Source organism: Pseudomonas sp. NPDC096917 (genome assembly GCF_044762555.1).
In the GTDB taxonomy this organism is placed as follows: domain Bacteria; phylum Pseudomonadota; class Gammaproteobacteria; order Pseudomonadales; family Pseudomonadaceae; genus Aquipseudomonas.
Map to the genome: position 1 here is coordinate 15276 of NZ_JBIWEO010000015.1, position 18552 is coordinate 33827.

The following is an 18552-nucleotide window of genomic DNA, read 5'->3' on the forward strand; positions in this document are numbered from 1 at the left end:
AAACAAAACAGGTGAAGCGATGCAGGCGCAATTGATCGCGCTCGATTGGGGAACCACTTCCCTTCGTGCTTACTTACTCGGTCCCGCAGGGCAGGTGCAGAACATGCGCTCGCTGGCGTGCGGGATCATGCAATTGCCGACGACGCCTCGCCAGGTGGCAGGCCAGCCATGCGCTGACGGCTTTGAACTGGCTTTCGACGAGGCGTGCGGCGACTGGCTAGACGCTAACCCCGGCATTCCGGTGATTGCCTGTGGCATGGTTGGCAGCGCCCAAGGCTGGCGCGAGGCCCCATATCGCGACACCCCGGCCAGCCTCAATGCCTTGAGTACCGCGTTGCAAACCGTGCGCAGCGTGCGCGGGGTGGATGTGCACATCGTGCCAGGGGTGATTCAGCGCTCGGCCTTGCCCAATGTGATGCGTGGCGAAGAAACCCAAGTGCTGGGTGTGATGCAAAGCCAGTCACACCTCAACGACTGCTTGATCGGCTTGCCCGGTAGCCATTCCAAATGGGTGCAGGTGCAGGACGGCTGTCTGGTGCATTTCGATACCTTCATGACCGGCGAGTTGTACGCCGCCGCGTGTGAACACACCATTCTGGGACGCACCCAGCAGCACTCCGGACAATTTGATAGCGCAGCCTTCGAGCGTGGCGTGCAAGTGGCACTGTCACCAGACGGGCAACTCGGGCCGCTGTCGACGTTATTCAGTGCCCGTACGCTCGGGCTGACCGGGCAACTGACGCCCATGGAACAACCTGATTACGTTTCTGGCCTGTTAATCGGTCATGAACTCTCAGCCTTGGGCCGAGTGTTGCGCCAACGCCGAGGCAGCCAGCCGTTGCCGGCGATCATTCTGATTGGCAATTCCCAACTCTGTGAGCGCTACCAGCGGGCGTTGGATGCCTGCGGTTTCGCAGACGTGCGCCTGGCTGAACAAGCCACCGAACAGGGTTTATGGCACCTGGCCCACGCCGCCGGGTTACTCCACCACATGCAAACGGAGGGCTGAGATGCTCAAGCAAGCACTGGCAAAGAACGGACTGATCGCAATTCTTCGGGGTATACGTCCGCAAGAGGCGCAGGCCATCGGCAAAGTGTTATACGACGCCGGTTTTCGAACCCTCGAAGTCCCGCTCAATTCTCCACAGCCTTACGACAGCATCCGCCTGTTGCGCGACACCTTGCCCGCCGATTGTCTGGTGGGGGCGGGCACCGTGTTAACGCCTGAGCAGGTGGACCTGGTCAAGGCCGCAGGAGGGCAGGTGATTGTGATGCCCCACAGCGATGCGAAGGTCTTGCGTGCCGCCAAGGCGGCGGGATTGTACCTGTCGCCGGGCGTTGCCACGCCAACCGAAGCCTTTGCTGCGTTGGCGGAAGGGGCACACGTACTGAAAATGTTCCCGGCCGAGCAAATGGGCCCGGCCGTGGTCAAGGCCTGGCTCGCCGTGTTGCCTGCTGGAACCTTATTGATCCCGGTCGGCGGGATTACCCCGGACAACATGCAGGTATTTCTTGATGCAGGGGTGTCCGGTTTTGGTTTGGGTTCGGGGCTGTTCAAGCCCGGCATGAGCCCTGAAGACGTGGCGGTTCGCGCCAAGGCCTATATGCACGCCTGGGATGCAGGGCGTCAGGCTGATTGACTGGCGCTTGCGCCTCCCATCGAACAAGAGAGACAAAGCGATGAAAATTACCAAGCTCACAACGTACCTAGTTCCGCCGCGCTGGTTGTTCCTGAAGATTGAAACCGATGAGGGTGTGACCGGCTGGGGCGAGCCCGTGGTCGAAGGCCGTGCCCACACCGTGGCTGCTGCCGTGGACGAACTGTCGGATTATTTGATCGGCAAAGACCCGCGCAACATCGAAGACATCTGGACGGTGCTCTATCGCGGCGGTTTCTACCGGGGCGGCGCCGTGCACATGAGCGCGCTGGCGGGTATTGATCAGGCGTTGTGGGACATCAAGGGCAAGGCATTGGGCGTTTCGGTCAGTGATTTGCTGGGTGGCCAGGTGCGCGACAAGATTCGCGTGTACTCCTGGATCGGCGGCGACCGTCCGGCCGACACCGCCAAAGCCGCGAAAGAAGCGGTCAGCCGTGGTTTTACTGCGGTCAAAATGAACGGCACCGAAGAACTGCAATTTGTCGACAGCTTTGAAAAAGTCGACCTGGCGCTGGCCAACGTGGCGGCCGTGCGTGATGCGGTAGGGCCGAACGTGGGGATCGGCGTGGACTTTCACGGCCGTGTGCACAAGCCGATGGCCAAAGTGCTGATGAAAGAGTTGGACCCGTACAAGCTGATGTTTATCGAAGAGCCAGTGCTCAGCGAAAACTACGAAGCGCTTAAAGAACTGGCGCCGTTGACCAGCACCCCGATTGCCCTGGGTGAGCGGTTGTTCTCGCGCTGGGACTTCAAGCGTGTGCTCAGCGAAGGCTATGTCGACATCATTCAACCCGATGCCTCGCACGCTGGCGGCATCACTGAAACCCGCAAAATCGCCAACATGGCCGAAGCCTATGACGTTGCACTGGCCTTGCACTGCCCGTTGGGGCCGATTGCACTGGCCGCATGCCTGCAACTGGACGCGGTTTGCTACAACGCCTTCATCCAGGAGCAAAGCCTGGGGATCCACTACAACGAAAGCAATGACCTGTTGGACTACGTCAAGGATCCGGCTGTGTTCGACTACGACAAAGGCTTCGTCAAAATCCCTAACGGCCCGGGGCTGGGCATCGAGATCAACGAAGAATACGTGCGTGAGCGCGCGATAGTCGGTCACCGCTGGCGCAACCCGATCTGGCGCCACGCCGATGGCAGCTTTGCCGAATGGTGAGTTAACCCGCCACGGCGTAGTCGCTGCTCAAGGTTGCGAAGGGTTGCCAAGCAATCCGTGCTCTTGAGTTCCCCGCAGGCCGCTTCGCAGCCTGCACCAGCGACTACGCACTCAATATTGACCTCAATAACCATAAAAAAGAGGCATGTCTCATGACTAGCACTGTCGCGTCTGCGTCCTTGGTGGCGCCGAGTCGCAAGCGTTTTTTCATCATGGTCTTGCTGTTTATCACCGTTGTGATCAACTACCTGGACCGCAGCAACCTGTCGATTGCAGCCCCTGCGCTGACCAGCGATCTGGGGATTGATCCGATTCACGTCGGACTGGTCTTCTCGGCATTCGGTTGGACCTACGCCGCCATGCAAATCCCCGGCGGTTGGCTGGTGGACCGTGTGCCGCCGCGCATTCTCTACAGCGTGGCGTTGCTGCTGTGGTCGTTGGCCACCGTAATGCTCGGGTTTGCCGCCAGCTTTATTGCGTTGTTCGTACTGCGCATGGCGGTCGGTGCGCTGGAAGCTCCGGCGTATCCCATCAATAGCCGCGTAGTGACTACGTGGTTCCCTGAGCGTGAGCGGGCTACCGCCATCGGTTTTTACACCTCCGGGCAATTTGTCGGGTTGGCGTTCCTGACCCCGGTGCTGGCGTGGCTGCAACATCAGTGGGGCTGGCACATGGTGTTTGTCTGCACCGGTGCCGTAGGCATTATCTGGGCCGGGATCTGGTACGCGGTGTATCGCGAGCCGCGTGACTTCAAAGGCGCCAACGCGGCAGAAATCGACCTGATTGCCGAAGGTGGCGCTCTGGTGGACATTCAAAGCCAGACCGCCAAGCGCAAAGCACCGTTCAGTTGGCTGGACTTGGGTATCGTGCTCAGCAAGCGCAAGTTGTGGGGTATTTACCTGGGGCAGTTCTGCCTGAACTCGACGTTGTGGTTCTTCCTGACCTGGTTCCCGACGTATCTGGTCAAATATCGTGGCATGGACTTCATCAAGTCCGGTCTGTTGGCATCGTTGCCATTTCTGGCGGCGTTTGTCGGCGTGCTGTGCTCCGGGTTCTTCTCTGACTGGCTGATTCGGCGCGGCTATTCGGTAGGCTTTGCCCGTAAGTTGCCGATCATTGGCGGGTTGTTGATTTCGACCTCGATCATTGGCGCCAACTTTGTCGAGTCCACGCCGCTGGTGATTGCGTTTCTGGCCTTGGCGTTTTTCGGCAACGGTCTGGCCTCGATCACGTGGTCGCTGGTGTCGACCCTGGCCCCGGCGCGATTGTTGGGCCTGACCGGCGGGGTGTTCAATTTCATCGGTAACTTGTCTGCGATTACCACGCCGATTGTGATTGGCTTTTTGGCCAGCGGTGACTCGTTTGCCCCGGCCATCACCTATATTTCGGTGTTGGCGTTGCTGGGGGCGTTGTCCTACATCTTGCTGGTGGGCAAAGTAGAGCGCATCGAACTGTAGCCGCCAGGCAGCCGGGCGACCATAATGCCGCCCGGTTCTCTCCCTTCTATGCAAAGGCTGGCTATGCAGGACGACTCTGTGAAAACCGCACCTACCGGCACCCAAACCCTGTTGCGCGGGCTGGCTGTTGTACACGCTGTGGCTAATGGCGCGCGTGACCTCAAAGACATCTCCCGTGCCATCGGCACCACGCGCAGCACCACGCACCGACTGGCCAGTTGTCTTGTCGATGAGCGTTACCTGCGGGTGTTACCGCAGGTGGGCTACCTGCTGGGGCCGAAACTGATCGAGTTGGGGTTTCAGGCCCGTGAAGAACTGCCGCTGGTGACCTTGGCCGGGCCTTACCTGGACGAGTTGTCGGGTTTGACCGGTGACACCATTCACTTGGCCGTGCGCGAAGGCGATGAAGTGCTGTACCTGCACAAGAATCCGGGGCGCAATGGCCCGGAAATGCGTTCGCGGGTAGGGCACAGAATGCCGTTGGCGCGTACCGGGATCGGCAAAGCTATGTTGCTGGATTCGCCGCTGGGTGAATGGCGGCGCTTGTATGAGAAGAGTCACCCGGTGGGCGGAAAAAATCCGCTGTGGCCGGATCATCAGGAAGTGACGTGGGAGGTGTTCGAGCAGCGGATGCGCAGCTACGTGGCTGGCGGTTATGCGTTCGATCTGGAAGACAACGAACCGTCGATCCGTTGTGTGGCCGCCCCTATTCGTGATGCCAGCCGCAAAATCGTGGCCGCCATCAGCATTGCTAGCACCGTGCCTTATATGTCACTGGAGAAAATGACCGGGTTGATCCCGGTCATTACCCATGCGGCGCAACAAATATCGGCAGAATTGGGCTACTGCTCAGCAGCTGCAGGCTGCAAGTTATAAGCTTGCCGCTGCTTTTAAGCCTTTAGCGTTTTCATGTCGATGACAAAGCGGTATTTCACGTCGCCTTTGACCACGCGCTCAAAGGCTTCGTTGATGTTTTTGATGTCGAGCATTTCGATGTCGCAGGTGATGCCGTTGGCAGCACTGAAGTCGAGCATTTCCTGAGTTTCTGCGATACCGCCGATCAACGAGCCAGCCAGTACGCGACGCTTGAATACCAGGTTAAAGGCATTCAGTGCAGGGTCGACCGGTTCGATCAGGCCTACCAGAATGTGCACGCCGTCGAAACGCAGGGTTTCGAGGTAGGGGTTCAAGTCGTGCGGCACCGGAATGGTGTCCAGCAAGAAGTCGAAGCTGTCAGCAGCGGCTTTCATCTGCTCCGGGTCGGTGGACACGATCACGTGGTCGGCACCTTGCTTGAATGCTTCTTCTGCCTTGGAGGCCGAACGGGTGAACAGGGTCACTTCTGCGCCCATGGCTTTGGCGAACTTGATGCCCATGTGGCCCAGGCCGCCCATGCCCAAAATGCCGACTTTATCGCCTGCTTCTACGCCGTAGTGTTGCAGTGGCGAGTAGGTGGTAATACCGGCACACAACAGCGGTGCGGCGCTAGCTGGGTCAAGGTTTTCAGGGATGCGCACCACAAAGTGCTCGCTGACCACGATGCTGTCCGAGTAGCCGCCCATGGTGTTGGTACCATCAACCCGATCGGGCGTGCAGTAGGTCATGGTCGCGCCTTCCAGGCAGTATTGCTCCAGGTCTTCTTTGCATGCCGAGCACTCGCGGCATGAATCGACCATGCAGCCAACACCGACCAGATCGCCGACTTTATGCTTAGTGACCTTGTCGCCGACCGCTGTAACCTTGCCGACGATTTCGTGACCCGGCATGACCGGATAAACGGCGAAGCCCCATTCGTTACGAGCTTGGTGGATGTCTGAGTGGCAAACGCCACAGTACAGAACTTCAATGGCCACGTCGTCCGGGCGTGGGGCGCGGCGGTTGAACTTCATCGGCGCAAGAGGCGCAGTGGAGGTTTGAGCGGCATAACCGATGGCGTTGTAAGTGACGTTAGACATGGAGAACCTCGAGTAGCGTTGACAGTGAACAGGGCGCAATTGTGCGCTTGTGGTGCTTTCAGGACTATGACGATTCCTCCGCCTGTCATGCCTATTCGTCCGGAGTCGCGGAGTAACTGTCGCTTTTTTGACCCATTCTGCGAAGATGCGGCGATCTATCTCTCATGCGAAATCTCTTCCATGTTTTTGACGCGTCATCGCGATGAGAACGCCATACTGGTGTCACTTATCAAACCGCTGGCCACCCAATTGGGCTTTGTTCACACCTTGATGCCTGAGGTGCGGGTGGTTTCGGCCTGTAACGCTGTGGCCCGGATGCCGCAGATATATGAGCCTAGCCTAATGGTGATCGCTCAAGGCAGTAAGGTGGCCTATCTCGGGCCGCGCACGATGGAATACGGCGCAGGGCATTACCTGGTGCAAGCCTTGTCGGTGCCTTTTGAGTGCGAAACCTTTGCCTCTGAAGACATTCCCTTGCTGGGCGTGGCCATCAGTATTGACCGCGCGGTGTTGGGCGAGTTGGTGCTGGCAATGGGCCTGGATCCTGAGCGCAGTGTTGCGCAAACCCCGGAATCTATGACCTCGGCGGTGCTGGATGACGACATGCGTCAGTCGGTGGAGCGGCTGTTGCGTTGCCTGCATGACCCGCTGGAATGCCGAATTATGGGGCGCGCGCGTTTGCGCGAAGTGCTCTTTGCCGCATTGCGTGGCCCGCAGGCCGGTGTGTTACGGGCGTTGGTCGAGCAGCAAGGGCAGTTTGCACGGGTGGCGGCATCGCTCAATCATTTGCATGAGCACTTTGCCGAGCCGCTTAATGTCGAGACCCTGGCCCGCTGCGCAAACATGAGTGCGTCGACCTTTCATGAGCATTTCAAGCGCAGCACCTTGCTGTCGCCGGTGCAGTACCTCAAACGCCTGCGCCTGTTGCGGGCGCAGCAATTACTGCTGAGCGAAGGGCTGGGCGTTGCCCAAGTGGCGGAGCGGGTGGGTTACCAAAGCACCTCGCAATTCAGTCGCGAGTACAAACGCTATTTTGAGCGCAGCCCGGGCCACGAAAATTCGGCGTGCTAAAGGGACAAGCCGGTTTTCAAACGTGGCTTTGGCCTTGTAGTCGCTGATGAGGGGCGAGGCTGAGATAAGGGGCCGAGGGCCTTCTGTACACCGGGGCCGCTTCGCAGCCCATCTCAGCTTCGCTCCTCGTCAGCGACTACAGAGGAGCCATCTTTTGACTTACATGTTCGGGTAAGTCGGGCCGCCAGCACCTTCCGGAGTGACCCAGGTGATGTTTTGCGACGGGTCTTTAATGTCGCAGGTTTTGCAGTGCACACAGTTTTGCGCGTTGATCTGGAAACGCTTCTCGCCGCTTTCCTGTGTGATCACTTCATAGACGCCGGCCGGGCAGTAACGCTGCGCTGGCTCATCGTAGAGCGGCAGGTTAACGCTGATCGGAATACTTGCATCACGCAGCTTGAGGTGGCACGGCTGCTCTTCTTCATGGTTGGTGCTGGAGAGGAAGACCGAGCTGAGTTTGTCGAAGCTGAGTTTGCCGTCCGGCTTCGGGTAGTCGATCTTCTTGCAGTCTTTAGCCAGCTTCAGGCAAGCGTAGTCTGGCTTGGTGTCGTGCAGGGTGAACGGCAGTTTGCCGCTGAAGATGTTCTGATCGATCCAGTTGAACCCCGCACCCATGATCGGGCCGAACTTGTGCATTGCCGGGCCGAAGTTGCGGCTGGCGAACAATTCGTCGAACAACCAGCTGGCTTTAAAGGCTTCAACGTAGGTATTGAGCGCCTCACCGCCCTCGGAGCCTGCAAACAGTGATTCAGCCACGGCCTCGGCAGCGAGCATGCCGGACTTCATGGCGGTGTGGCTGCCTTTGATCTTGGCCACGTTCATGGTGCCCAGATCGCACCCGATCAGTGCGCCACCATTGAAGACCATTTTTGGCAACGAATTGAGGCCGCCTTTGGCCAGTGCGCGTGCGCCGTAGCTGATGCGCTTGCCGCCTTCCAGGTACTGCTTGAGTACCGGGTGGTGCTTGAGGCGTTGGAACTCGTCGAAGGGCGACAGGAAGGTATTGCTGTATGACAGATCCACAATCAGACCGACCACCACCTGATTGTTTTCCAGGTGATAAAGGAAAGAACCGCCGGTGTTTTCGTTGGCCATCACATCCAGCGGCCAACCCGCGGTGTGAACGACCAGGCCGGGTTGGTGCTTGGCCGGGTCGATTTCCCAAATTTCTTTAAGGCCGATGCCGTAGTGCTGGCTGTCAGCTTCGCTGTCGAGCTTGAAACGCTCGATCAGTTGCTTGCCCAAGTGGCCGCGACAGCCTTCAGCGAACAAGGTGTACTTGCCGCGCAGTTCCATGCCAGGGGTGTACAGGCCTTCTTTGGGGTTGCCTTCGCGGTCAACGCCCAGATCACCGGTGATGATCCCGCGGACCACGTTGTTTTCGTCGAACAGGACTTCTTGAGCAGCAAAGCCGGGGTAGATTTCTACGCCCAGGTTCTCGGCCTGTTGGGCCAGCCAGCGGCACAGGTTGCCCAGCGAAATAATGTAGTTGCCTTCGTTGTGCATGGTTTTAGGCACAAAAAGGTCAGGTACTTTTGTCGCAGTGCTGTCACTGCGCAGCACATAAATGTCGTCACGAGTGACCGGGGTGTTGAGCGGTGCGCCCAGCTCTTTCCAGTCCGGGAACAATTCGTTCAGGGCGCGGGGTTCAAATACCGCGCCGGACAGAATATGAGCGCCGACTTCGGAGCCTTTTTCAACCACGCAGACGCTGATTTCTTTACCGGCTTCGGCGGCCTTCTGCTTCAAACGGCAGGCGGCGGACAAACCGGCAGGGCCGGCGCCGACGATGACCACGTCGAATTCCATGTATTCGCGTTCCACAGGTTCTCTCCTACTCAAGGCTCAACGGTATTTTTCTAATTGGAGGTTTGGCGTTTCATCCATTATTCCCTCGACCGGTCGTCGAAGACTCAATGGATGAGGCGCCGCTCTCTCTATGGGCGCGCATTATATCTACACCACTAGCAGCGTCCAATACAAACGTTTGTTTGAATTCGCTGCAAGCCAGACAAATCAAAGACGCGCGGCTCAAAAGTGGCCGATTTGCTGTATTGACCGCAATAGGCGTTCCGGTCAAGATACGGGCGGTTTTGCGCTCGCCGTAGGCTGATTGTTGGTTTCAAGAGCACCTCTAAAGACAGGGCATAGGCAAAAGCCTATAGGAGCCTGCCATTTTTTGAGCGGAGTTTACACGTCCTTTTGGTGGATGACTTGTGAGTCACACCTGATAGACGGTCGCACGGGAAGTATTTGGCACTCGTCATTCTTTATATAAGAAGGGCACTGCAACGATCTTTGGAGGTGCCCTTGTGCCGCTGAGCATCAACCGCCAGGTTCGCCTAGGCGACTTTCTTTTCACCGGAGAGTAACGAGGAATCCATGAAGGTTCTTGTAGCTGTCAAACGAGTGGTCGATTACAACGTTAAAGTGCGCGTCAAAGCGGACAACTCCGGCGTTGACCTCGCCAACGTCAAGATGTCGATGAACCCCTTCTGCGAAATCGCTGTGGAAGAGGCCGTACGCCTGAAAGAGAAAGGCGTTGCGACTGAAATCGTCGTCGTCTCCATCGGCCCGACCACCGCTCAAGAGCAACTGCGCACCGCGCTGGCTCTGGGTGCAGATCGCGCCATTCTCGTCGAATCCGCCGAAGACCTGACCTCGCTGGCCGTGGCCAAGCTGCTCAAGGCTGTGGTTGACAAGGAGCAGCCTCAGTTGGTGATCCTGGGCAAACAGGCCATCGACAGCGACAACAACCAAACTGGCCAAATGCTGGCTGCACTGACCGGCTACGGTCAGGGCACCTTCGCTTCGAAAGTTGAAGTGGCGGGCGACAAGGTTGCTGTGACTCGTGAAATCGACGGCGGCGCGCAAACAGTTTCGCTGAGCCTGCCGGCCATTGTTACTACCGACCTGCGTTTGAACGAGCCGCGTTATGCGTCTCTGCCAAACATCATGAAGGCCAAGAAGAAGCCGCTTGAAGTGCTGACGCCAGACGCGTTGGGCGTGTCGACTGCTTCGACCAACAAAACCTTGAAAGTTGAAGCGCCGGCTGCTCGCAGTGCAGGTATCAAGGTTAAGTCGGTGGCTGAACTGGTCGAGAAACTGAAAAACGAAGCGAAGGTAATCTAATCATGACTATCTTGGTAATCGCAGAACACGACGGTAAAACGCTGGCTCCGGCTACGCTGAACACCGTAGCCGCCGCTGCCAAAATCGGTGGCGACATCAACGTTCTGGTTGCAGGCCAGGGCATTGGTGCTGTGGCTGAAGCGGCCGCGAAAATCGCTGGCGTGACTAAAGTGCTGGTGGCTGACAACGCCGCTTACGCACATCAACTGCCAGAAAACGTTGCCCCACTGGTCACTGAGCTGGGTAAGGGCTACAGCCACATTCTGGCTGCTGCTACCTCGAACGGCAAAAACATCCTGCCGCGCGTTGCTGCCCAGTTGGACGTTGATCAGATCTCCGAGATCATCTCGGTCGTCAGCGCTGACACTTTCACCCGCCCAATCTATGCCGGTAACGCCATTGCTACCGTGCAGTCGACGGCGCCGGTCAAAGTGATCACCGTGCGTGCCACCGGTTTCGACCCGGTTGCTGCTGAAGGGGGTTCGGCTGCGGTTGAAGCCGTTGCAGCGGTTCACGATGCAGGCACTTCGTCGTTCGTGGGTGAAGAGCTGGCCAAGTCGGACCGTCCAGAACTGACGGCTGCTAAAATCGTCGTTTCCGGCGGTCGTGGCATGCAGAACGGTGATAACTTCAAACACCTGTACGCACTGGCTGACAAGCTGGGCGCTGCGGTTGGCGCTTCCCGCGCAGCGGTCGACGCAGGTTTTGTACCGAACGACATGCAGGTCGGCCAGACCGGCAAAATCGTTGCGCCACAGCTGTACATCGCGGTCGGTATCTCCGGCGCGATCCAGCACTTGGCAGGTATGAAAGACTCCAAAGTGATCGTTGCGATCAACAAGGACGAAGAAGCTCCCATCTTCCAGGTAGCCGATTACGGTCTGGTAGCGGACTTGTTCGAAGCAGTCCCCGAGTTGGAGAAACTGGTTTAATCCAGTCGCTTCACTTATAAAGAGCCCGGTTCTGCGGGCTGTTGGGAAGGGCTGGGCACTGAGTGTCCTGCTCCTTGCTTTCAGCCTGAATGACCGGGTTTTTTTATGCGTTTGAACTGAGTGGATGGGGTATAGGGATATGGGTGTTCGACAGGTAGGCAGGTTGTTATTGGGGCTGGCATTTTTGCCGCTGCTGACAGAGGCTGCGGGCAAGTGCGAACGCTTGATCGTTACCGGCAGCCCTGATGCGCCCCCTTATCTGTGGCGAGATCCAGCTGACCCTGCGCACCTGATCGGCGCCAGTGCTGACTTATTACGCCAGGCTGGCGAAGAGCTCGGTATCAAGGTTGATGTGCTGTATGCCGGTAAACGCTCCCAGGCACAGGACGAAGTGCGCACCGGACGCATGGACATGCTGCTCGATGCGCCGCTGACATTGGCCGGCCTGACCTCGCTGGACTACATCCACCCGCCGTTGGTGCGCAACGACTACCTGGTGTGGACGCGCAAAGACTCGACCTTGAAGTACGAAACGCCCGCCGATTTGCATGGGCACGTGGGGGCGCTGTCGGAAAAGGCCCGCTTGACTGAAGCCTTTGATGCCTTTGCTCAGCATCAGTTAACCCTCAAGCCTCAGCCCAGCTTGACTCAGGCGCTTCAAAAGCTGTTGCTGGGACAGGTCGAATATGTGCTGGCCGGCCGCTATGCCGCAATGGCCACCGCTCAAACCTTGGGCATCGCCCAGGACCTGCAGGCACATTCACAGCCCATTGATCAGCCAGGGCTGTTTCTGGCGATCTCCCATGACTCGGCCTGCAATGAGCCGTGGTTGCGCGGACAGCTCGCCAAAAAGATGACAGAATTGCCCGCCTCCGGCCTGGCCGAGGCAGCATTACAACGCAATCTTGAGCGGTGGAAGACACAACTGCAGCAACCGCTCAGCGTCCCAAAACAGTAGGAATTTTTAGTGACGATTCGACCTCTTTTCGCAGCCCTGGCTGTTCTGGCTCTGGCGGGTTGTGCAACCGACCCTGCGCCAAATGAACAAATACGCTTGACTGAACGAGCCCTGGAGCAAGCCAAGGCAGTAGGCGCGAACGCCGATGACATGCCTGAACTCAAACAAGCCGAAAACAAGCTAGCCCAAGCTCAGGCCGATATGGTTGAAGAGTCCTACAAAGACGCCCGCATTCAGGCCGAACAAGCCGAACTTGATGCGCGCTTGGCCGAAGCCCGCGTGCTGACGCAAAAAAGCCAGGAACAATTGAACGTGCTCAATATCCGCATTACCCGTTTGCGCAAACAACTGGCGCAGACCCAATGAGGCTCAAGTCCAGTGTTTTCAGCAGTGCGGTACTGCTCGGTAGCATCAGCCTGGCCGGTTGCGCGGGGCATCACGCCAGCGATCAGGCCATGCAGCAAGCCACGAGTGACTTTCAGGCGGTCAAAGAAGACAGCAATGTGCTGCGCATCGCCCCCAAGGACGTGATCCGCGCCGGTGAGTCGCTGGCCCGTGCCGATCGGCTGTCCAGCTTCTGGGGCAGTGGCGAAGACGTGGAGCATTACGCTTATCTGAGCCAGCGCTACAGCGAAATTGCCCGCGAACACACTCAGAAAGTGCTCAACGAAGAGCGGGCTGCCAAGCTTGAACTGGAGCGTCAGCGCCTGCAACTGGCCTTGCGCGAAGCCAAATTGTTGAGCGTTCAACAGCAGGGCAAATGGCTGGAAGAACAAATTATCAGCCTGGCCACGACGCACACTGATCGTGGGTTGGTCATGACCCTGGGGGATGTGCTGTTTGATACGGGCGAGGCGGACTTGAAAAACTCGGCTAACCGGACGGTGCTCAAGCTGGTCCAGTTCCTGCAATTGAACCCTAAGCGGATCGTGCGGATCGAGGGCTACACCGATAACACGGGTGGCACCGAAGACAACCTCGCACTGTCGCAGGCGCGTGCCCAGACTGTAGCGGACGTGCTGGTTGACCTGGGCATCGACGAAAAGCGCATTCAAGTGGCGGGTTACGGTGACCAGTACCCTGTGGACGTCAATGCCACAGAGCGCGGCCGGGCGCAGAATCGTCGGGTAGAAATCGTCTTTTCCGACGAAAAAGGCCAACTGGGCGCCGCTCGCTAAGCCCTGCACTTTTTTGTGGAGGCTGGCTTGCGCCTGTCTCTGTGGGAGCGGGCTTGGCCGCGATTTGATCGGTGCGGTTTAACAGACAAACCGCATCGTCTGCATCGCTGGCAAGCCAGGCTCGCGCAGGTTATTTACCGCTTACAAATCCTGCTCCGCCCCCCTCGCGCACCCATACAGTTAATCCCGCCTCTGCACTGTACGGCTCAGATGAGTGGCAACTGTGCCCGTACACTTCTAAACTGTTCCGGTATTGTTCATCACAAAAATGCTTCATATAAAAAAAATGCCTGAACATCGAGTGCCGCGCCATGACCAACCTTTTGCTTTATCAACGTATCGCTCAGCAATTGGCTGAGGATATTCGGCGCGGCGTCTATCAGCCGGGCGAGCGTGTACCGTCGGTGCGCAAGATGAGCTCGCAGTTGAATGTCAGCCATGCGACGGTGTTACAAGCTTACGCCAACCTTGAAGACCAAGGCTTGATTCGCGCGCGGCCGCAGTCTGGCTACTATGTGCATCAGACTCCGGCCCTCACGGCGCCCACGCCAGACATCGCCCGTGTTGAGCGCCCAGGGCTGGTCACCCGTAGCAGCATCATTCAACAGGTATTGGTCGAGTCGCGCCGTGAAGGCGTTTTCCCCTTGGGCGCTGCGGTGCCCAGCGTCGATTACTTGCCAGTGCGTGCGCTGCATCAGCAATTGTCCAAGGTCACACGCTTCCACAGCCCGCGCGCTTTCAGTTACATGTTCAGCCCCGGTTTTGAGCCGTTGCGCCGTCAGGTGGCGATTCGCATGCGCGATGCCGGGGTGGTGGTCGACCCTTCGGAAGTGATCATTACGCACGGCTGTGTCGACGCCCTGCAAATGTCACTGCGGGTGCTGACCCGGCCGGGGGACTTGATCGCAGCGGAATCGCCAACGTATTACGGTTTGTTGCAACTGGCCGATCTGTTGGGCTTGAAAGTGATCGAGATCCCCAGCGATCCGGCCATCGGTATGAGCCTTGAGGCTCTGCAATTGGCGGCTAATCAATGGTCGATCAAGGCGCTGGTGCTGACCACGCGCCTGAGCAATCCACTGGGCGGCACGATGCCGGAAGAGCGGCAAAAGCAACTGCTGCGCCTGGCTTCGGACTTCGATATCCAGGTGGTTGAAGACGATATTTATGGCGAGTTGATGTTTGAAGTGGGTCGCACCAAGGCCCTGAAAGCCTTCGATCGTCTGGACCGTGTGATTTATTGCTCCAGCTTTTCCAAAACGCTGTCGCCGGGTGTGCGAATCGGCTGGATGATTGCTGGGAAATATCAGCAGGAGATCCAGCGCTTGCAAACCTTCACCACGCATTCGGCGTGCAGTGTGACGCAAATGGGCGTGGCGGCTTACCTTGAAAACGGTGGATACGACCGTCATCTACGTTACATACGCCAGGAATACCGTAAGAATCTGAGCGCGTTCCAACTGGCGGTTCAGCAATATTTCCCGCAAGGCACGCAAATGTCGCGCCCCAGTGGCGGTTTCATTTTGTGGGTGAGCTTGCCGGGCCGGGTCAATACTCAAGAGTTGCACGTGCGCGCGTTGCAGCAAGGGATCAGCATCGCGCCGGGGCTAATCTTCAGTAACACCGAGCAATTCAATCACTGCATCCGCTTGAACTGCGGTACGCCCTGGAACAAAGAGGCTGAACGGGCCCTGATGACGTTAGGCATGCTTGCCAGCCAGCTCTGCCAGGAAACGGCAAACCTTTATTGAGGGGGCTGAACGGTATGCGTGATAGCCATTTGGTCATATTCGGCTTGTCTCAGCGTGCCTAAAGCGCGAGCATGTGCGCCTTACTTATAAAGACTGTGGGAGTTATGAGAGCGAAATATGGTGTGGGGTTCATGTTGGTCGGCGTTTTAACTGCATTGTTCGCGGTAGCGGCACCTGCAAATCAATCACAGTCCGAGACCGTCACCACGAAGTCTCAAATCGCTCATACCCCGGACAAACCTGGCGCCGCGGCGAAAAAAAAACCGGCCCCCAGGCGCGCGCCGATGGCCTCAAAATCCAAGTCAGCGCACGAAGTCGCCCAAAAGCGCTTGCCGGCCGCCAGGCTTGATTTGAGCCTGCCGCCCGATATGGTCCGAGAGCTGCGACCTCTGGGCACCATTCCCATGCCTCAGCACAAGCCATTGCTGCCTAATATGTTTGGCGAAAAATCTGCCGAAGAAAGCCCTTTTCAGTTGAATGGGCGTTTGCTCAGCAATGAAATGGGCCTGCAGTTGCGCAACGAAGCCCGGCAGAATGAAATCGAGGGGGCGGCACTTGATTTTGAATTCAAACAATAAGTGCCTAATCCCTGAAAGCCGACTTCTAAACTGACTGTTCAGTCACCGCATATTCTGCTGAACGGCCAATTTCAAACGCCCGTTCCAGCGAGTACTATCCCTTGTCATCAACGCACTTTGCCCCAAACGAGGAGCTAACGTCATGAACTGCCGTGAAGGCTGTGGCGCTTGTTGTATAGCCCCCTCCATCAGTACACCGATTCCTGGCATGCCCAATGGCAAACCTGCCGGGGAACGCTGCCTGCATCTATCTGTCGACTACTTGTGTGGTTTGTTCGGCCGGCCAGAGCGTCCCGCCGTGTGTGGTTCGTTTCAGGCAGACATAGAGGTGTGCGGCAGCAACCGGGAAGAAGCCATCAACCTGATCGGCTGGTGGGAACAGATGACGGCGGCATAGTGCGTTCATGTTCCATGAACAGACCTTCAACAATAAGGAATAAGACAATGGGTTCGTTGCATCGAGTGGCATTGGCGTGTGGTTTGAGTGTACTGCTGGTGGGCGTGGCTCACGCAGAAGACTGGACAGTGGCGAAAAATGAAGACGGGATCAAAGTCTCGTTGAGCCCTGTGTCTGGCTCCGACTACAAGGCTTATCAGGGCGTGACCACCATCAAGGCTCCGCTGGCTAAAATCAAGGCACTGCAAGAAGACGTAGCCGGGGCTTGTGCCTGGATTCATGAGTGTAAATCTCAAAAGCTGCTCAAGACTGAAGGCGACCAGAGCTGGACCTACACTCAGTTCAATACGCCTTGGCCTGTCACTCCCCGCGACTCGATTTTGCTGGTGACGTCCACCGTGGCACCTGATGGCACCTTGACGCGTACCCTTAAAGGTTTGCCAACCTATGCTGCGCCAGAAAAGGGCTTTGTTCGAGTGGCTCAGGTTGATGGTTTCTGGAAGCTGGTGCCTAAAGGCGACAACCTGACCGAAGTGACGTATCAGGTGCACACCGAGCCTGGGGGCAGCGTGCCTTCATTTGTCGCTAACAAGTTCGTGGTTGATGCGCCGTTCAATACCCTCAAAGGGCTACGAGCGCTCGCCGAGAAGTAACGCGCGGGCAGCAGGAGTGTCGGGCTTGGTCCTGGGCAGCGCATCTGTCCAGGGGCCTGGCCCTGGTTTTTTGAGTGTTATCAGTCGCCATGTAAAAGCATTAAATTTTATTTCCCTCTTGGCAGAGAATATCCGACAGGTCTACTCTGCACCCAGACCAGCGAAGTAATCGACTGGCTCTGATCTTGTTCGCTACATGCTTATTTCTCTCGGCCACGGCACTTTGACTGCGCTACCGAGAGCGCTGAATGTCTATCCATTGCGAGGAGGACGTTTCATGAGCACAGCCCATCAAGAAGACCTCAGCAGCTATGTGCTGCGCCGCATGAAAGAAGGCGGTTTTGACTTTGCACGTATCCATCCCATTGAGTTTTACGCCATCTTCCCGGATGAGGAGCGGGCGCGCAGAGCAGCAGGTAAATTTTGTGGTGAGTCCCTAAATGCCCAGATCAACGTGCGGGATGACGGTGCCTGGCATTTGGAATTAAGCAAGGTGATGTACGCAACGTATGGTGGCATTGGTGATTTTGAGCAGGACTTCGAAGCGGTCGTCGTGCCGCTGGGTGGGGTTATCGAAGGTTGGGGCGTGAAGCAGGAGGTGCGTGGGCTGCTGAACTGACTTCCATTAACGCAACGTACGGCCAGGGTCTGTTGCCGTTTCATTGCAAGCCGCTCCACGGCTGCAATGAAACGGAAACAGACCCTAGTCTTTTGGCTGGCTGTTTTGAATCTTGTGCAAGGTTTTCTGTTGTTCCGGTGGGGTGACTTTGCGCTTGGTCATGTGCTGCAAGTAGCTGATCAGCTGATCCAGCTCTGTGTCAGTCAGCACGTTGGGCGCAAAGCCGGGCATGCGTGCCTGCGGCCATTGGCGCAGGCTTTGCGGGTCGCGAATGTAACGCTTGAGGAAGTCGGCGCCAAAGTACTCGGTCGGGTTGTAAGGGATGTTCAGATCGGGACCGAACTGCGCATCACCTGCGCCATTGAGGCGATGGCACGCCAGGCAGTTTTTTTGAAACAGCGCAAAGCCCTGATTGATCGGTGAATCAGGCGCCAGCGCCGGATCGGGTAGCAAGGCCGGGAAACGCACAGCGACCGAGGGCAGGCGTTTCAGGGTGGCCAGTGCATAAGGCCATTGCTCGGGGCTGATATGGCCCGCTTGAGGGTCGGTCCATACCAGATAAAACGGCCCGGCTGTGTGCTTGCCCGCGCCCAGAGGTGGCCATGGGTGAGCGGGGTCTTCAATCGCCAGCCAGGCTTTGGCGCCGGTTTGGCTCAGCAATGGGGCAGCCGCCAGTTCAGCCGCGAAGCCGTCCAGGGCGACCGCCTGCAGATGGTCGTCGGGCTTGATGCCTTCAAGCAATGCGGCCAGCGGAACGGCGCGGTAAGTCATGTCCCGTTTGTAAGACACATCATCAATGACATGCAGGGTTTGCGCCGCTGGGTGTTGCAACAGCTCGGCGGTTTGCCAAGTCTGGATGCTGCTGCCCACATCGAGGGTGAGTTGGGCAGCACACACTGGCAGGCTGAATAAGGTGATGATGAAGAGCGTCAGTAGTTTCAATAGGTTTGCTGTTATGGGTTGTCGTGGGGCTGAGTGCATCGACTCGAACGGGTAGACGACACCTTAGCCGATAACCTTGGTCAGATTCGGCAAAATCAAC

At 57.5% G+C, this 18552-nt stretch carries 19 protein-coding genes; 16 read left to right on the forward strand and 3 right to left on the reverse strand.

Annotation, left to right across the window (positions count from 1 at the left end; translation table 11 throughout):
• Positions 1–19: 19 nt before the first annotated feature.
• The 5 genes from ACIQYF_RS17635 (at position 20) to ACIQYF_RS17655 (ending at position 5162) form a co-directional block, all read left to right on the forward strand.
• Complete coding sequence (locus ACIQYF_RS17635) at positions 20–1009, forward strand: 2-dehydro-3-deoxygalactonokinase (RefSeq protein ID WP_402864405.1); 990 nt, start codon at positions 20–22, stop codon at positions 1007–1009.
• 1 nt (position 1010) lies between these two features.
• Positions 1011–1640, forward strand: coding sequence for a 2-dehydro-3-deoxy-6-phosphogalactonate aldolase (locus ACIQYF_RS17640; RefSeq protein ID WP_402864407.1), 630 nt, complete (start codon positions 1011–1013; stop codon positions 1638–1640).
• Between the two features lie 40 nt (positions 1641–1680).
• Positions 1681–2829 (forward strand): galactonate dehydratase, encoded by a 1149-nt coding sequence (dgoD, locus tag ACIQYF_RS17645; RefSeq protein ID WP_402864409.1) that lies wholly within the window; start codon positions 1681–1683, stop codon positions 2827–2829.
• A 152-nt stretch (positions 2830–2981) separates the two neighbouring features.
• Positions 2982–4286 carry an MFS transporter gene (locus ACIQYF_RS17650; protein WP_402864411.1) on the forward strand — a complete coding sequence of 435 codons (1305 nt, stop codon included), beginning with the start codon at positions 2982–2984 and terminating at the stop codon, positions 4284–4286.
• A gap of 63 nt (positions 4287–4349) precedes the next feature.
• Positions 4350–5162: an IclR family transcriptional regulator gene (locus ACIQYF_RS17655; RefSeq protein WP_402864413.1), complete on the forward strand. Its 813-nt coding sequence runs from the start codon at positions 4350–4352 to the stop codon at positions 5160–5162.
• Positions 5163–5176: 14 nt separating this feature from the next.
• On the opposite strand, the gene calA is transcribed toward ACIQYF_RS17655, so the two are convergent.
• Positions 5177–6241, reverse strand: coding sequence for a vanillin reductase (gene calA, locus ACIQYF_RS17660; RefSeq protein ID WP_322239023.1), 1065 nt, complete (start codon positions 6239–6241; stop codon positions 5177–5179).
• Between the two features lie 180 nt (positions 6242–6421).
• Here calA and ACIQYF_RS17665 point away from each other — a divergent pair, with 180 nt between their 5' ends.
• Positions 6422–7312 carry an AraC family transcriptional regulator N-terminal domain-containing protein gene (locus ACIQYF_RS17665; RefSeq protein WP_402864416.1) on the forward strand — a complete coding sequence of 297 codons (891 nt, stop codon included), beginning with the start codon at positions 6422–6424 and terminating at the stop codon, positions 7310–7312.
• 159 nt (positions 7313–7471) lie between these two features.
• On the opposite strand, the gene ACIQYF_RS17670 is transcribed toward ACIQYF_RS17665, so the two are convergent.
• Positions 7472–9136 (reverse strand): electron transfer flavoprotein-ubiquinone oxidoreductase, encoded by a 1665-nt coding sequence (locus ACIQYF_RS17670; RefSeq protein ID WP_402864418.1) that lies wholly within the window; start codon positions 9134–9136, stop codon positions 7472–7474.
• A gap of 558 nt (positions 9137–9694) precedes the next feature.
• Between ACIQYF_RS17670 and ACIQYF_RS17675 the strand changes: the two genes are divergently transcribed.
• The 10 genes from ACIQYF_RS17675 (at position 9695) to ACIQYF_RS17720 (ending at position 17510) form a co-directional block, all read left to right on the forward strand.
• Positions 9695–10444 carry an electron transfer flavoprotein subunit beta/FixA family protein gene (locus ACIQYF_RS17675; protein WP_402864420.1) on the forward strand — a complete coding sequence of 250 codons (750 nt, stop codon included), beginning with the start codon at positions 9695–9697 and terminating at the stop codon, positions 10442–10444.
• Positions 10445–10446: 2 nt separating this feature from the next.
• On the forward strand, positions 10447–11376 hold the full coding sequence (locus ACIQYF_RS17680) for an electron transfer flavoprotein subunit alpha/FixB family protein (RefSeq protein ID WP_402864422.1): 930 nt from the start codon (positions 10447–10449) through the stop codon (positions 11374–11376).
• A 139-nt stretch (positions 11377–11515) separates the two neighbouring features.
• Complete coding sequence (locus tag ACIQYF_RS17685) at positions 11516–12334, forward strand: substrate-binding periplasmic protein (protein WP_402864424.1); 819 nt, start codon at positions 11516–11518, stop codon at positions 12332–12334.
• Positions 12335–12343: 9 nt separating this feature from the next.
• Positions 12344–12700 carry a DUF4398 domain-containing protein gene (locus ACIQYF_RS17690; RefSeq protein WP_402864426.1) on the forward strand — a complete coding sequence of 119 codons (357 nt, stop codon included), beginning with the start codon at positions 12344–12346 and terminating at the stop codon, positions 12698–12700.
• Positions 12697–13512: an OmpA family protein gene (locus ACIQYF_RS17695; protein WP_402864428.1), complete on the forward strand. Its 816-nt coding sequence runs from the start codon at positions 12697–12699 to the stop codon at positions 13510–13512. The genes ACIQYF_RS17690 and ACIQYF_RS17695 overlap by 4 nt, the downstream gene beginning before the upstream one ends.
• Before the next feature lie 311 nt (positions 13513–13823).
• Positions 13824–15263: a PLP-dependent aminotransferase family protein gene (locus ACIQYF_RS17700; RefSeq protein WP_402864430.1), complete on the forward strand. Its 1440-nt coding sequence runs from the start codon at positions 13824–13826 to the stop codon at positions 15261–15263.
• 104 nt (positions 15264–15367) lie between these two features.
• Entirely contained in the window at positions 15368–15841 is a 474-nt protein-coding gene (locus ACIQYF_RS17705; RefSeq protein ID WP_402864589.1) for a translation initiation factor 2, read from the forward strand.
• Between the two features lie 142 nt (positions 15842–15983).
• On the forward strand, positions 15984–16238 hold the full coding sequence (locus ACIQYF_RS17710) for a YkgJ family cysteine cluster protein (RefSeq protein ID WP_402864432.1): 255 nt from the start codon (positions 15984–15986) through the stop codon (positions 16236–16238).
• A 47-nt stretch (positions 16239–16285) separates the two neighbouring features.
• Positions 16286–16891 (forward strand): START domain-containing protein, encoded by a 606-nt coding sequence (locus ACIQYF_RS17715; protein ID WP_402864434.1) that lies wholly within the window; start codon positions 16286–16288, stop codon positions 16889–16891.
• Between the two features lie 277 nt (positions 16892–17168).
• Positions 17169–17510, forward strand: coding sequence for a ribonuclease E inhibitor RraB (locus ACIQYF_RS17720; protein ID WP_019411241.1), 342 nt, complete (start codon positions 17169–17171; stop codon positions 17508–17510).
• A gap of 84 nt (positions 17511–17594) precedes the next feature.
• Here the strand turns inward: ACIQYF_RS17720 and ACIQYF_RS17725 are convergent, their stop codons facing one another.
• Positions 17595–18467, reverse strand: a complete 873-nt coding sequence (locus tag ACIQYF_RS17725; RefSeq protein ID WP_402864591.1) for a c-type cytochrome — start codon at positions 18465–18467, stop codon at positions 17595–17597.
• Positions 18468–18552 lie beyond the last annotated feature (85 nt).